The sequence below is a fragment of the Anaeromyxobacter diazotrophicus genome (genome assembly GCF_013340205.1).
In the GTDB taxonomy this organism is placed as follows: Bacteria; Myxococcota; Myxococcia; order Myxococcales; family Anaeromyxobacteraceae; genus Anaeromyxobacter_A; species Anaeromyxobacter_A diazotrophicus.
Genome location: NZ_BJTG01000011.1, coordinates 66,464 through 79,856, shown reverse-complemented (window position 1 = coordinate 79,856; position 13,393 = coordinate 66,464). Strand labels below are relative to the sequence as shown.

The window sequence follows — 13,393 nt, the reverse complement described above, 5'->3', positions numbered from 1 at the left end:
CCGTGAAGCCCCCCGGCGCCGACGCGGCGCGGCTGCACCAGGCCGCGCAGCAGCTCGAGGGGCTGTTCCTGAAGCAGCTCGTCACCTCCAGCAAGGCCTTCACCGGCGGCGAGGGCGCGGGCAGCGCGGTCCGCGCCGACCTGTTCGCGGACGCGCTCGCGGGGGCGCTGGTGAAGAGCGGCGGGATCGGGCTCGCGCGGCAGGTGGAGCGGAGCCTGGGGGCGGACCCGACCGCGACCCCGACCCCGACCCCGACCGCGACCGCGATGGCGACCTCGACCGCGAGCTCGATCGCGACCGCGGCGGCGGGGGCTCCGGAGGGCGGCGCCCCGTCGCCCGCCGACCTGCTCCCGGCGCACGCGGTCACGAGCCCCTTCGGCCTGCGTCAGGATCCCTTCGACGGCCGGTTGACGCGTCACGAAGGCGTCGATCTGGCGGCGGGCGACGGCGAGCCGATCCGCGCCGCCGCGGGCGGCGTCGTGGTCCGCGCCGGGGCGCGGGGCGGCTACGGCGACGCGGTGGAGATCGACCACGGGGACGGGCTGACCACCCTCTACGCCCACGCCTCCCAGCTCCTGGTGCGCGAAGGGGACACGGTGACCCCGGGTCAGGCGATCGCCCGGGTCGGCCACACGGGTCGCGCCACCGGCTCCCACCTCCACTTCGAGGTGCGCCAGGGCGGCCGGGCGGTCGATCCGGCCCGCGCCCTTAAGAATTATCGCCTCCGTGCCGATGATCTCCTCGGAAGCAGGTCCTGACCGCGAGGAGGCGCCGTCATGAAGGTCACGGACACGAGTCAGATCAAGGCGTTGTCCCCGGGCAAGCCGCCCGAGCCGTCCCGTGCGCCGAGCGAGCACGGCGAGGTCGCCGACCGCGTGACGACCGAAGAGTCGGCGCGCGTCGCGGCGGCGATCGCCACCGCGAGCCAGGCCGCCGGGAGCGGCCGGTCGGCGAGGCTGGTCGAGATCGCGGCCGCGGTGCGTCAGGGTACGTACAAGCCCGACCCGCAGCAGATCGCGCAGCAGATCCTGGACGACGCGGAGCTGGCCGCCCGGTTGCAAGTCATCTTCAACAAGTAGGCGCCCCGCACACGGCGGCGCCGGGGACGGCTCATGGACCTCGAGCACGCACTCGAGCTGGCGGGACAGCTGCGCGACGCGATCGCCGCCGAGGTGGAGCGCGCCCGGGACGAGCGCCGGCTGCTGCGGGCGCTCGACGCGGCCGGGCTGTTCGCCCGGGCCGCGCAGCGCGGCGAGTTCCTGGCCGAGGTGGCGCGGCTCGAGCGCGAGCTCGCGACCGCGCTGGGCCGGGCCGCCTCCGCCCTCGGCCTCGCCGAGGTCACGCTGGAGCGGCTCCGCCTGCGCGTCCCCCGGGAGGGCGAGGCGCTGGCGCGCGTCCTCTCCGAGGTGCGCGCGCTGGCCGGCGCGCTGCGGGAGATCGACGCCCTCAACCTGCAGCTGGCGGGGCGCGCCCTCTCCTGCGTGCGGGGGTACGTCCAGGCGGTCCGCCCGGCCCCCCTCGCCTACGACCGGCGCGGCCTCCGCGCCGCCCAGCCCGCGCTGGCGCTCGTCTCGAGCAAGGGCTGACAGGAGCACGCATGGCCGACCTCCTCTCCATCCTCAGCGGCGCCGCCACGAGCCTCTCGGCGCAGCGCGCGCTCAGCGCCACCGCCAGCCACAACCTCGACAACGCCAACAACGCCGGCTACTCGCGGCAGACGGCCTCGCTCGAGGCGCTCGTCCCCGCCGAGCAGGTGAACGGCGCCTACCTCGGCCGCGGCGCGACCCTCGGCACGGTCACCCAGGCCCGCGACCGGTTCCTCGAGGCGCAGCTCCCGGCCGCGTTCGGGAACGCGGCCTTCTCCACCGCCCAGTCGGACGCGCTGCAAGCGTTTCACGGGCTCGATCCCGACGCCACCGGCGGCCTCTCCGACGCCATCTCCGGCTTCTACTCCGCGCTCTCGTCCCTGGCGCAGAACCCCAGCGACGCGGGGCTCCGCTCCTCCTTCCTGGGCGCGGCCCGCTCGCTCGCCCAGACCTTCAACCGCACCAGCCAGGGCCTCGAGGCGGCGCGCAGCGGCCTGGACGCGAAGGTCGGCGCGCTCGCCGGCGAGGTGAACGTCGAGGCGTCGGCCGTCGCCTCGCTGAACGTCCAGATCCGCCAGGCGGGCGCGAACGGCGGCACCCCCAACGACCTGCTCGACCTCCGCCAGCAGCACCTCGACCGGCTGGCCGAGCTCACCGGCGCCACGACCATCCCCACGTCCACGGGGGACGTCAACGTGGCGCTGCCGGGCGGGGTGGCGCTGGTCGCGGGCGACCGGGCCGCGTCGCTCGCCACCGAGCCCGACCCCGGCAACGCGCCGCACCTCCGCGTCACGATGAGGCTCCCCGACGGCAGCGGCCCGGCGGCCGTGCCGAACGCCTCCCTGGGCGGGACGCTGGGCGGCACCCTCTCCGCGCGCGACGGCACCCTCGCCCAGACGGGCCAGGACGTCGACCACCTCGCCTACGACCTGGCGCAGGCGGTGAACGCGCAGCACGCCGCGGGGTTCAAGCTCGACGGCACCGCCGGCCAGCCCGTGTTCGACGCTGGGGCGAGCGCCGCCGGGGCCGCCGGGCGCCTCACCCTCCTGCTCGCGAGCGGCGCCGACCTGGCGCTCTCCGCCACCACCAGCGGGACCTCCGCGCCCTCCGGCGACGCCGGCAACGCGAACGCGCTCCTCGCCACCGGGCAGGCGGCGCTCGCCACCAGCGGCAAGGACGTGCAGGCTACCGTGGCGCAGGTCGTCTCGAGCTTCGGCTCGGCCGCCTCCACCTCGAAGGCCTTCGCGGCCCAGGACGGCGCGCTCAAGGACAGCCTCGCGACGATGCGCGAGTCCACCTCCGGCGTCTCGATCGACGAGGAGATGATCGCCCTGCAGCGCGCGCAGCGCGGCTACGAGGCCATCAGCAAGGTCATCCAGACCGCGGACCAGATGCTCGAGACGCTGCTCAACCTCCGGTAGGAAGCCCATGCGCGTCACGGATCGCCTCATCTTCGACAACGCCACCCGCGACACCGCGCAGGCGCGCGCGGCCGCCGAGGACGCGAGCCGCGTCGCCTCGACCGGCACCCGCATCCACCACCCCTCCGACGACCCGGCCGCCGCCGGCATGATCCCCGCTTTCCAGATCGCGGGCGCGCGCTACGCCGCCATCGGGCAGGCGGCGGGGCTCGCCTCGGACGAGCTCAACGCCGCCGACGGCGCGCTCGACTCGGTGGGGACGGCCCTCTCCCGCGCCCGCGAGCTGGCGGTCCAGTTCTCGAACGGCACCTACGACGCGTCCCAGCGGGCGGGGGGCGCGCTCGAGGTCTCGCAGCTCGCCGACCACGTCCGCGCCATCCTCAACACGCGCTTCGGCAACCGCTACCTGTTCGGCGGCACGAAGGACGACGCGCCGCCGTTCGACGCCGCCGGCAACTACGTGGGGGACACCGGCGTGCGGCAGGTCGAGGTCGCACCCGGCGTGCTCCAGCAGGCCAACGTGCTCGTGAACGGGATGGGCGCGGGCACCACCGGCGGGGTGCTGCAGGTGCTCGGCGCACTCCAGGCCGCGCTGACCGCCAACGACCCGACCGCCGTCTCCGCCACCCTCGACGGGCTGGCCGCCGGCACCGACGCCGTCGCGAACACCCGCGCGCAGGTGGGCGCCTCGATGCACGCCTTCGACACGGCGGTGACCGCCAGCAAGGTCGCCTCGGACGGCGAGACCGGCGAGGCGAGCAAGCTCGGGCAGGTCGACCTCGTCGACGCGTCGATCCAGCTCCAGGCGACGCAGACCGCGCTGCAGGCCTCGCTCGCCGCGACCGCCAAGTCATTCCAGCTGAGCCTCGTCGACTACCTGAAGTGACCGGGGATGGCGCGCGGTCCCGACCTGGCGAAGCCGCGCCTCGCGCCCGCCGGGCACGGCCCGCTCGGCGAGGACGCGCGGCGCGCCGTGTCGGCGCTGCTGCGCGAGCGCGCCCGCCGGCTCCCGCGCGTCCTCCCACCGCGGGTGGCCGCCGGCGCCCGGCTCCTGCCGGTGCTCCTCCACGCCAGCTTCGAGCGCGCGGGGGTCCGCGGCGACGCGCCCGGCCTGGCCGGCCTGCGGTACCGGCGCGGCTGGGCGAGCCTGGCGCGCGCCTTCGGGCTGCCGCCCCCCCACCGCGCCCAGCGCGGCCGGTGCGCCGCCGAGGCGCTGCTGGCCCTCCCCGGGCCGGCCGGACTGGACGCCCTGGTCCTCGTCCGGCGGGACCTGCCCATCGAGGACCTCGGCCGGCTGCAGGAGCGGCTCGAGGCGGCGGAGCAGCTGCTGGCCGCGGGCGGGGCGGCGGTGCGGGCGGTGATCTACGATCCGGCCCGCCTGGAGCACGACCTGGAGGTCGCCCAGCGGGCGATGGCCTTCGGCGCGCTCCTCGGCGGGCGGCTCTCGCCCGAGGCCTGGGCCTCGCTCGAGACGACGCGGCGCCCGCTCCCGGCGCTCACCGCCTCGGCCCTGGCAGTCCAGGCGAACCTCCCGGCGGCGACGCTGGCGCTCTCGCTCATGGCCCGCGCGCGCGGTCCCGGTCCGCTCGACGCGGCGGTCGCGCTGCTCGCCCACGGGGTGCCGCTGCGGCGGCTGGCGGGCACCGAGGCCTTCTGCCTCGGCTGGGCGGGGCTCTTCCCGGGCCTGGGCGCCCCGCTGGAGGAGGCGGTGCGGCTCGCGCGGGGCGGCGCGGAGCTCGGGCGCCTGCTCGAGCACGGGCGGGCCCTGGCGCTCGCCTGCGCCCGCGCCATCCGCGCCTCGCGCCTCGGCCACATCGACCGCTCCTCGCAGCGGCTCTGGCTCGAGGCGCTCGGCCCCGGCCTGCCGCGCCTGCTCCTGCCGGCCCTCGGGGCCAGCCTCGCCGAGCTGGCGGCGGCGGGCCAGCTGCGGCTCGAGCCGATGCGCGCGGCCCGCGGGTACGAGGTGCGACTCCGCGGCGGCGAGGTGCTGGGCCGCGGCGCCTCGCCGGTGCAGGCGCGCCTGCGGGCGGTCGCGATCGTCGCCGCGGCCGACGCGGCGCGCCCGCCCGCCGCCCGCGCCGCGGCGCCGCTCCACGCGGCGCTCGACGAGGACTGGCGCGAGCTCGCGCTGCGGGTGGTGCGGCCGCGCGACGAGCCCGCCCTGCTGCTCCTGCCCATCGCGGGCGGCGCGGCGCGCCCCGGCCCGCCGCTCGACCTCCTCAACCGCGGCCCCGGGCGCGCGCTGGAGCTGGACGGGGCGCTGGCCGTGCGCGCCGTCCCCGGGCGCCGGCCCAGCGGCCGGCTGCTGGCGGCCGGCGAGGCCGTGCGCGCCGTGCTGGCGCGCGCTCAGGCCGGCGCGAGCCTGGAGATCGTGGCCTCCCGCAGCGCCGCCCGGCCGGTGGCCGCGCGCCTGGCGCAGGTCGCCGCGCTGCTCCGCGATCCCTCCTTCCCCGGCCCGGCCGCGATCGAGGCGGGCGGCGAGGTGCTCCTCACGCTGGGGCGCGGCGTCCGGGTGTACCCGCTGGCGCGCTTCGCGGCGCGGCCGCGCGTCTTCACGCCCGACCCGCACGCGCCGGACATCTCCATCTCCACCGGCGAGCGGCGCGCCTTCCGCGCGCGCGACCCGGGCGTGCTGCAGTGCCGGGTGTCGCTCGCGCAGGACGGGGGCGCCGCGCTCCTCTACGCCGACGCGAGCGGGGGGCACCTCCGCGAGGAGGTGGCGCTGGCCGATCTCGAGGAGCGCCTGCGCGAGGCGCGCGCGCTCGTCCGCGGCGGGACGCCCCCGGCCTCGCTGGCGGTGCGCCTCTCCGAGGACCTCGAGGCGGCGGTGCGGCGGGCCGGCCCGCCCGGCCGCAAGGCGCCGATCGCGGTGCGAGGTGCGCTGCCGTGGGTGGAGGTGGAGATCGAGGGGGAGCGGTTCGGCGGCCGCAGCAGGCTGGGCTGGGGCGCCGCGGCGGAGGCGCTCCTGTCGCGCTGGTCCGCTGGCGCGGAGGGGCTCGTCGCCGTCAGCGCGGTGGCGGTCGAGGCGCGCGGCGCCCCCGCCTCGCCGCTGCTGGCGCTCTACGCCGCGGGGCTCGCGCGGCGTCGCCTGCGCACCCACCTCCGCCGCGCGCTCGCCGCTTATCGAACCGCCGCCACGCGCCGAAGAGAGGGGTGAGGGCGAACACAACGTCGCCCGCCACCAGGAGATCCCATGTCGCTCTCGATTCGCACCAACGTGGCTTCGCTCGACGCGCAGCGAAACCTGTCCCAGACGCAGCTCTCCCTCGACTCGTCGCTGTCGAAGCTCTCGTCCGGCTACCGCATCACCAAGGCGGGCGACGACGCCGCCGGCCTCGGCATCAGCACCTCGCTCGACGCCCAGTACAAGAGCTACAACCAGGCCGTCCGCAACGCCAACGACGGCCTCTCGGTCGGGCAGACCGCCGAGGCGGGCTTCAACGAGATCTCGAACATCCTGACCCGTATGCGCGAGCTGGCCATGCAGGCCTCCTCGGACGGCGTCACCGACTCGCAGCGCTCGTCGATGATCGACACCGAGCGCAGCCAGCTCTCGAGCGAAGTGGACCGCATCGCCAACTCGACCAAGTTCAACGGCGTCGCCCTGCTGTCGGGCTCGGCCACCACCCTCGACTTCCACGTCGGCATCGGCTCCAGCGGCACGAACGACGTCATCGGCGTCTCCTCGGTGGACGTGACCGCCAGCGGCCTCTCCATCGGCAGCCTCGACCTCAGCACGAAGGCCGGCGCGGTCAGCGCGCTCGACACCATCGACTCCGCGCTCGACACCCTCTCGACCAAGCGCGCCACCTTCGGCGCCGTCGGCAACCGGCTGCAGAGCGCCATCAACGCGGTGCAGACCTTCGCCCAGGCGACGGCCGCCGCCAACAGCCGCATCCGCGACGTCGACGTGGCCCAGGAGACGGCCAACATGACGCGCGCCAACATCCTCGCCCAGGCCGGCGTCTCCGTCCTCGCCCAGGCGAACCAGATGCCGCAGATGGCCCTGAAGCTCCTCGGGTAGCACCCGCGGACCCTCTCGGCTGAACCCGCCCCGCGGCGCGACCCGCCGCGGGGCGGCTCCATGGAGGCAGGATGAGCACCGTCACGTCGAGCAGCAGCACCAGCCCCAGCTTCACCGCCGGCGGCCTCGCCTCAAACCTCGACAGCGCCTCCATCATCGACGGGCTGGTCGCGCTGCAGCAGCAGCCGCTGACGCTCCTGCAGAAGCAGCAGTCCGCCTACCAGTCGCAGATCTCGACCCTCGGCAGCATCGCCTCCAGGCTGTCCGCGCTGAAGAGCGCGGCCCAGGCCCTCGGGACCGGCGGCGCGCTGGCGGTCGGCGTCACCAGCTCCAACACCTCCTTCACCGCCACCACCGGCGCGGGGGCCGCGGCCGGCTCCTACGACCTCCAGGTGACCGGGCTCGCCGCGGCGGCCAAGGCGCGCTCGGCGGGCTTCGCCAGCGCTGTCACCGTGACCGGCGGCTCGCTCGACCTGGCCGTGGACGGGAAGCACTACCCCACCGCCGCGTGGAAGGACGGCGCCAGCCTGGCCGACGTCGCGGCGGCCATCCAGGCCTCCGGCGCGCCCGTGACGGCGGTGGTGCTCGACGACGGCACGAACAGGTACCTCTCGGTCACCAAGCGCGACACCGGCTACGCGGTCGGCTCGGATCCGAAGCAGGCGCTCGTCCTCACCGAGACCTCCACCGGGACCCAGGGCCACGCGCTGGGCCTCGCGGCCACGCAGGACCCCGCCAACGCGAGCTTCACCCTCGACGGCCTCCCCTTCACCCGCACCTCCAACACGGTCTCGGACGCGCTCCCCGGCGTCACCCTCGCGCTCGCCTCGAAGGGCTCCGCCGAGACGCTCACGCTCGCCAACGACGTCTCGGGCACCGCCAGGAAGCTCCAGGGCTACGTCGACGCCTACAACGCGGTCATCCAGATCGTGCAGACCGAGCTCTCCCCGGCGGCGAACACCGACCGCGCCCAGACGCTGGCCGGCGACGCCACCGTCCGCGGGCTGCAGCAGCGCCTGCAGGGGCTCGGCAGCCAGCAGGTCGCCGGGCTCGGCACGGTGCGGACGCTGTCCGACCTGGGGATCAAGACCAACCGGGACGGCACCCTCACGCTCGACTCGACGGCGCTCGCGGCCGCGGTGGCGCGCTCGCCCTCCTCGGTGGACGCCCTCTTCTCGACCGCCTCCACCGGCCTCGCGGCGGTGGTGGGCGCCGCGGTGGACCAGTACACGCTGCCGGCGAGCGGCCTCCTCTCGCTGGCGCAGTCCGGCCTGCAGGACCGCGTGAAGCAGATGGACGACCAGGCCGCCACGCTGCAGAGCCGGCTCGACGCCTACCACGCGACGCTCCAGGCGCAGTTCACCGCCATGGAGTCGGTGGTCAGCCAGTGGAAGACCGTCGGCAGCTTCCTCTCCTCCCAGGCCTCTCAGAGCACCTCCAAGTGAGCCCCCTCATGAACCCGACCCGCCGTTACGCCCAGGCCCAGACCGAGACCGCCTCCCCCGAGCGCCTGATGGTCCTCCTCTTCGAGGCGGCGCTGCGCCACATGCGCAGCGGCGCCACCGCGCTCGACCAGGGCCGGCACGCCGACGCGAACCAGGCGCTGGCGCGGGCGGGCGACATCGTCGCCGAGCTCGACTCCACCTTCGACGCCGCGCGCCACCCGAAGCTGGGCGAGCAGCTGGGCCAGATCTACACCTTCGTCTCGGAGCGGCTCCTGCTCGCCAACGCGCGGCGCGACGCCGGGCTGGCGCGCGAGGCGGAGCGCGTCTTCGCGCCGGTGGCCGACGGCTTCGCGCGCGCGGTCCAGCAGCTCCAGGCCGAGCAGGCCGGGGCGGCGAGGCCGTGATCGCGGAGGCGCTCGCCGGCGCGCTCGAGCGCGCCGCCACCGCCCTCGAGGCGGGGGACGCGCCCGGCGCCGCGGCCGCCATGGGCGAGGCGAGCCGGGCCTGCCAGGAGGCCGAGGCGCGCGGCGAGCGCGTCGCGCCCGCGGCGCTCGCGGAGCTGACGGCGCTCCACGCCCGCTGCGGCCAGAGCGCCGCCCGCGCGCGCGCCACGCTGGAGCAGGCGCTCGAGTCGGCGGGCGCGGCCCGGCGCGCGGTCAGCGCCTACCGCCGGCCCTGAGCGCCCGTACCGCTCGCCCCGCGCGCGTCAGCGGGTGCGCGAGCTGCGGCCGCCCTTGCGGCTCGCGCTGCGCCCCGCGCGCGCCGCGGCGGCGGCGCGGCGCGACCCGCCGCTCGACTTGCCGCCCTTGCGGCCGATGCGGGAGTAGAACTCCGGCCCCCGCCGCTCCAGCGTGCGGCGGCCGCCCTTGCGTCCCGCCTCGCGCACCGTGGCGCCGCCCCCGCTCGCCCGGGCGCGGCTCGTGGCCCGGCGCCGCTTCGGGCCGCTCGCGCGCGCGCCGGCGCGGCCGCGGCGGGCGCCCGTCTTCTTGGTGGTGGTCCTCGCCATGCCGTTCTCCCGCACCTCGTCTGAGCTGCGAGTCGAACGTTGAGCACGCTTCCTGGGGAGGGCAAGCGCGCGCTCGCCCCCCTTCGCCCAGCGCGCCACCCACTCGGCCAGCGCCTCCACCTCCCGGGCCGCGAACCAGGGCAGCGGGCGGGGCGGCTCGACGTCGCTCACCACCGCCAGCACCCCCCGGTCGCGCGCGCACAGGAACGCCCGGTCGATCGCCTCGCGGTGAACCTCCACCCGGGGGACGCGCTCGCGCTTGAAGCCCTCGGCCAGGACGAGGTCGCAGGGCGGCAGCAGCGCGACGAGCTCCGCCAGCGCGCGCCGGGGTGGCCCGAAGTAGGCGACCTCGCGCGGGCCCGAGAGCGCCACCGCCAGCGCGCCCGCCCCGCGCAGGCGGGCGCTGTCCTTCCCCGGGCGGTCGAACGGGTGCTCATGGCCGGAGTGCTTGAGCGCCGCCACGGCGAGGCCCCGCGCCCGCAGCGCGGGGATGAGCTTCACGAGCAGGGTCGTCTTGCCGGAGCCGCTCGCCCCGGAGAAGGCCAGCACGGGCGGGCGCTTCACCGCGCCTCCTCCTCGAGCAGCCACGTCTCGACGGGCGCGCCGGCGGGGAGCTCTCCCGTCGCCTCGGGCAGCCGGACGAGCGCGTCGGCCAGCGCGGGCCCCCGCACCTGGGCGGCGTCGCGGCCGATCGGGCGCACCCGCCCGTCGTCCTCCACCGCCGCCCACAGGAAGCGCGCGCGGCCCGGGCGGCCCCCGGCGGGCTCGGCCAGCGGCAGGGCGAGCGCGCGGCGGAAGCGCCGCGCGGCGCCGGCGAGCGCCAGCAGCGCCGGGCGCGCGAAGACCTCGAACGCGACCAGGCACGCGGAGGGGCTCCCGGGCATGCCGAAGACGGGCTTCTCGCGCGCGAGGGCGAACAGGAACGGCTTCCCGGGCTTCATCGGCACCCCGTGCACCCGGACCTCGCCCCCGGCCCGCTCCACGGCGGCCCGGACGTGGTCGTGAGCGCCCACCGAGACGCCGCCGATCGTCACCACGGCGTCGGCCGACGCGAGCGCGCGCTCGAGCGCCGCCGCCAGCCGGTCGAGATCGTCGCCGACGCGCTCGGGCGCCACATCCGCGCCCAGGGCGCGGAGCGCGCCCGCCAGCGCCACGCCGTTCGAGTCCGGCGTGCGGCCGGAGAGCACCTCGTCGCCGGTCGAGAGGAGCGCCACGCGCGGGCGGCGCACGACCTGGACCTCCTCCACGCCGACCGCGGCCAGCAGCGCGAGCTGGCGCGGACCGAGCCGCCGCCCGGCGTCCAGCGCGAGCCCCCCCGCCGCGACGTCCTCGCCCGCCAGCCTCACGTTCTCCCCCGGGCGCGCCGCGTCCCGCAGCTCGACCTCGCCCGCGGCCTCGCGCGCCGCCTCCTCGCGCACCACCGCGTCCGCGCCCGGCGGCAGCGGGGCGCCGGTGAAGATGCGGATCGCCTCGCCTGGGGCGAGCGGCGCCCCCGGGAGCTCGCCCGCGAAGATCGTCCGCCCCGCGCGCAGCCGCGCCGCGCCGTGGACGTCGGCCGAGCGCACCGCCCAGCCGTCCATCGCGGAGCAGGTCTCGGGCGGCGCGGGACGGACCGCGGCGACCGGGTGCGCCAGCCAGCGGCCCCCCGCCGCCGCGAGCGGGGCGCGCTCGGTCGGGAGGGGCGCGAGGCCCTCCATCACGGCCAGGCGAATCCGGTCCAGCTTGTCCATCGCGCCATCTTAGTGAATCCGGCCCGCGCGCGGCCGGCCGCGTCGCCCTCCGCCTGCCCTCGCGCTCACCGTGCGAGCCCCTCCCTGGATCGCAAACGTTGCGTAACACCCGCGTTGATCCGGGCCAAAGCGCAAGGCCTGCATGTCGCACCCCCTGATTCTCCGTAGTTACGCGGGCCTAGCTCATGCAAAGCGACGGCGATCAAGCGAAGTTACCCTGGAGGTCTCCCGTGCTCTCGACCGCGCCGGTGAACGACTGCAACGTCTGCTCGCTTGGCGTAGCCTCGGCAGGGCGTTGCCGGTTCACCCCGACGGCGCGCGAGGCGGGGGCCACGCTCTGCGCCCAGGGGGAGCGGCCGCGCACCGTCTACTTCGTGAAGGAGGGCTTCGTCTCGCTCTCCGCCGTCAGCCCGCGCGGGAGCGAGGTGCTCCTCACGCTCCGCGGCCCGGCCTCGCTCCTGTGCACCGAGTCGCTGCGCGGCGACCCCTCGCCTTACGAGGTGCGCGCGCTCTCGCGGGTGAAGCTGTGCGGGATCGCGGGCGATCAGATGAGCAGCTGGGTCGGCCCCGATCGGAGCCCGGCGCGCGCGGTGCTCGACCTCCTCCTCACCGAGGGCAAGCTGCAGCGCGACGAGGTGAACTACCGGCAGGGCGACTGCCTGTCGCGGGTGGCGCGCTTCGCCCTGGCGCACGCGCGCTTCCTCGCCGATCGCCCCAACGCCGTCCGCAAGCAGGTCGTGGCGCGCCTCCTCGGGATGCGGCCGGAGACGCTCTCGCGCTGCCTCACCCGCCTCGAGCGCGACGGGGTGGTCGACGCCTCGCGCGGCGTGCGCGTCCTCGACCCCCGCCGGCTGGCGGCCATCGCGACGGAAGACGCGAACGCCTGACCGGGTTATAAGGTCGCTGCCGCCGCGCGCGGCCGCCGTCACCCCGAGGTCCCTTCATGTTCGGTCTCCGACTCCCAGAGCTGCTCCTCATCCTCCTCGCCGTGCTGCTGCTCTTCGGCGGCAACAAGCTGCCCCAGCTGGGCAAGGGCCTCGGCGAGAGCGTCCGGAGCTTCCGGCGCGCGCTCCGCGAGGCGAAGTCCGACGAGCCCGAGCCGGCCGCCAAGGAAGAGACGACCGTCCGCGCGAAGTAGCGCGAGCCCGGTCCCTGAAACGCCGCGCGGCCCGCGGGCGCCTCCTCGAGGCGTCCGGCGGGCCGCGGTGCTTCGGGGGTCCGGCTCGCCCGGGCTCAGCGTGCCTGCAGGCTGTGGCCGGAGGGCATGAGCTGCCCGTCCTGCTGGGCGAGCCAGCGCAGCAGGTCGAGGACGGTGACGATCCCGACCACCCGGCCCTCGCGCCCCACCACCGGCGCGCGGTGGACGCCCTCCGCCGCCAGCAGCGCCGCCGCCTCGGAGATGGGCGCCTGCTCCGGCAGGGTGAGCACGTTCCGGCTCATCTCGTCGGCCACCGTCCCCCCCGGGCGCCCGGCGCCCGCGCGCAGCAGGTCGGTCTTGGAGAGGATCCCGAGCGGCTTGCCGGCGTCGTCCACAACCGGCGCGCCGCCGATCCCCCGCTCCAGGAACAGCGCCCGGGCCCGCTCGAGCGGCAGGTCGGCCTGGACGGCGATCACCACCCGCGTCATCACGGCCTGCACCGGCGTCCGGTCCGCGAGCGAGGCCTCGGGATCGCCCGGCTCGCGCGCCGGTGCCGCCCGCGCCGGGCCCTCGCCCAGGCACTCGACGAATCCCGGGCGCGCGCCCGGATCGCGCGCCTCGCCCTGGCTGTCGACGCACGGCAGGCAGTCGTCGAGGGGCTTGGCGCGCTGCTCGCGCGGGCAGAGCACGGCGGACAGGGTGCGCGTGCTCGCGGCGCCCGCGATCTCGAGCGTCATCACGCTGAGGTCGCGGCCGCGCCCGGCCGGGTGGGTGGTCTGGGGCATGTCGTCTCTCCTGGTCGCCCGAAAGGCTTGCACGGCACGCGGGCGCGGAGCCCCTCCCTACAAGCTCCAGGCCATCCGCCGCTCCGGGGGGGCGCGAACCACCCGCGCCCCAACCGGGAGCTGCGAATTCTGCGGCGAGCCGGGAGGTGCCGCACCTTCTGCCGTGCGCCGGACGTGCGGCGGAGGGACCGGCGCAGGCGACCGCACGGCGCGTGAGAGGCTTGCCGCGCCGCGGTGGCCACCGCCCTCGGCATCCCC

At 76.8% G+C, this 13,393-nt stretch carries 15 protein-coding genes; 12 read left to right on the top strand and 3 right to left on the bottom strand.

The window, feature by feature from the left end; all coding sequences use genetic code 11:
- The first annotated feature begins 2 nt into the window (after positions 1-2).
- The 10 genes from HWY08_RS21665 to HWY08_RS19630 all read left to right on the top strand — a co-directional run bounded on the left by HWY08_RS21665 (position 3) and on the right by HWY08_RS19630 (position 9,155).
- Positions 3-758 (top strand): peptidoglycan DD-metalloendopeptidase family protein, encoded by a 756-nt coding sequence (locus HWY08_RS21665; RefSeq protein WP_235969716.1) that lies wholly within the window; start codon positions 3-5, stop codon positions 756-758.
- 18 nt (positions 759-776) lie between these two features.
- Positions 777-1,079 (top strand): flagellar biosynthesis anti-sigma factor FlgM, encoded by a 303-nt coding sequence (locus tag HWY08_RS19670; RefSeq protein WP_176068437.1) that lies wholly within the window; start codon positions 777-779, stop codon positions 1,077-1,079.
- A 33-nt stretch (positions 1,080-1,112) separates the two neighbouring features.
- Positions 1,113-1,586 carry a flagellar export chaperone FlgN gene (gene flgN, locus HWY08_RS19665; RefSeq protein ID WP_176068434.1) on the top strand — a complete coding sequence of 158 codons (474 nt, stop codon included), beginning with the start codon at positions 1,113-1,115 and terminating at the stop codon, positions 1,584-1,586.
- A gap of 11 nt (positions 1,587-1,597) precedes the next feature.
- The gene (gene flgK, locus HWY08_RS19660) at positions 1,598-3,007 is read left to right on the top strand and encodes a flagellar hook-associated protein FlgK (RefSeq protein WP_176068432.1); all 1,410 of its coding nucleotides are present in this window, start codon (positions 1,598-1,600) and stop codon (positions 3,005-3,007) included.
- Between the two features lie 7 nt (positions 3,008-3,014).
- On the top strand, positions 3,015-3,893 hold the full coding sequence (flgL, locus tag HWY08_RS19655) for a flagellar hook-associated protein FlgL (protein ID WP_176068430.1): 879 nt from the start codon (positions 3,015-3,017) through the stop codon (positions 3,891-3,893).
- A gap of 6 nt (positions 3,894-3,899) precedes the next feature.
- Positions 3,900-6,164, top strand: a complete 2,265-nt coding sequence (locus tag HWY08_RS19650; RefSeq protein WP_176068428.1) for a hypothetical protein — start codon at positions 3,900-3,902, stop codon at positions 6,162-6,164.
- Positions 6,165-6,200: 36 nt separating this feature from the next.
- A complete protein-coding gene (locus tag HWY08_RS19645) occupies positions 6,201-7,031 on the top strand; it encodes a flagellin N-terminal helical domain-containing protein (protein ID WP_176068426.1) in 831 nt (276 codons plus the stop codon).
- 71 nt (positions 7,032-7,102) lie between these two features.
- Positions 7,103-8,476, top strand: a complete 1,374-nt coding sequence (gene fliD / locus HWY08_RS19640; protein ID WP_176068424.1) for a flagellar filament capping protein FliD — start codon at positions 7,103-7,105, stop codon at positions 8,474-8,476.
- Positions 8,477-8,484: 8 nt separating this feature from the next.
- The gene (gene fliS / locus HWY08_RS19635) at positions 8,485-8,880 is read left to right on the top strand and encodes a flagellar export chaperone FliS (protein WP_176068422.1); all 396 of its coding nucleotides are present in this window, start codon (positions 8,485-8,487) and stop codon (positions 8,878-8,880) included.
- Positions 8,877-9,155, top strand: a complete 279-nt coding sequence (locus HWY08_RS19630) for a hypothetical protein (protein WP_176068420.1) — start codon at positions 8,877-8,879, stop codon at positions 9,153-9,155. The genes fliS and HWY08_RS19630 overlap by 4 nt, the downstream gene beginning before the upstream one ends.
- Positions 9,156-9,182: 27 nt before the next feature.
- Here HWY08_RS19630 and mobB read toward each other — a convergent pair whose 3' ends face one another.
- The gene (gene mobB / locus HWY08_RS21975; RefSeq protein ID WP_235969715.1) at positions 9,183-10,046 is read right to left on the bottom strand and encodes a molybdopterin-guanine dinucleotide biosynthesis protein B; all 864 of its coding nucleotides are present in this window, start codon (positions 10,044-10,046) and stop codon (positions 9,183-9,185) included.
- Positions 10,043-11,212, bottom strand: coding sequence for a molybdopterin molybdotransferase MoeA (locus tag HWY08_RS19615; protein ID WP_176068418.1), 1,170 nt, complete (start codon positions 11,210-11,212; stop codon positions 10,043-10,045). The genes mobB and HWY08_RS19615 overlap by 4 nt, the downstream gene beginning before the upstream one ends.
- Before the next feature lie 230 nt (positions 11,213-11,442).
- On the opposite strand from HWY08_RS19615, the gene HWY08_RS19610 reads away from it, so the two are divergent.
- Together HWY08_RS19610 and tatA are read left to right on the top strand one after the other, a co-directional pair.
- On the top strand, positions 11,443-12,099 hold the full coding sequence (locus HWY08_RS19610; RefSeq protein ID WP_176068416.1) for a Crp/Fnr family transcriptional regulator: 657 nt from the start codon (positions 11,443-11,445) through the stop codon (positions 12,097-12,099).
- A 56-nt stretch (positions 12,100-12,155) separates the two neighbouring features.
- Positions 12,156-12,350: a twin-arginine translocase TatA/TatE family subunit gene (tatA, locus tag HWY08_RS19605; protein WP_176068414.1), complete on the top strand. Its 195-nt coding sequence runs from the start codon at positions 12,156-12,158 to the stop codon at positions 12,348-12,350.
- Positions 12,351-12,445: 95 nt separating this feature from the next.
- Here the strand turns inward: tatA and HWY08_RS19600 are convergent, their stop codons facing one another.
- Complete coding sequence (locus HWY08_RS19600; protein ID WP_176068412.1) at positions 12,446-13,135, bottom strand: CBS domain-containing protein; 690 nt, start codon at positions 13,133-13,135, stop codon at positions 12,446-12,448.
- Between the last annotated feature and the right edge of the window lie 258 nt (positions 13,136-13,393).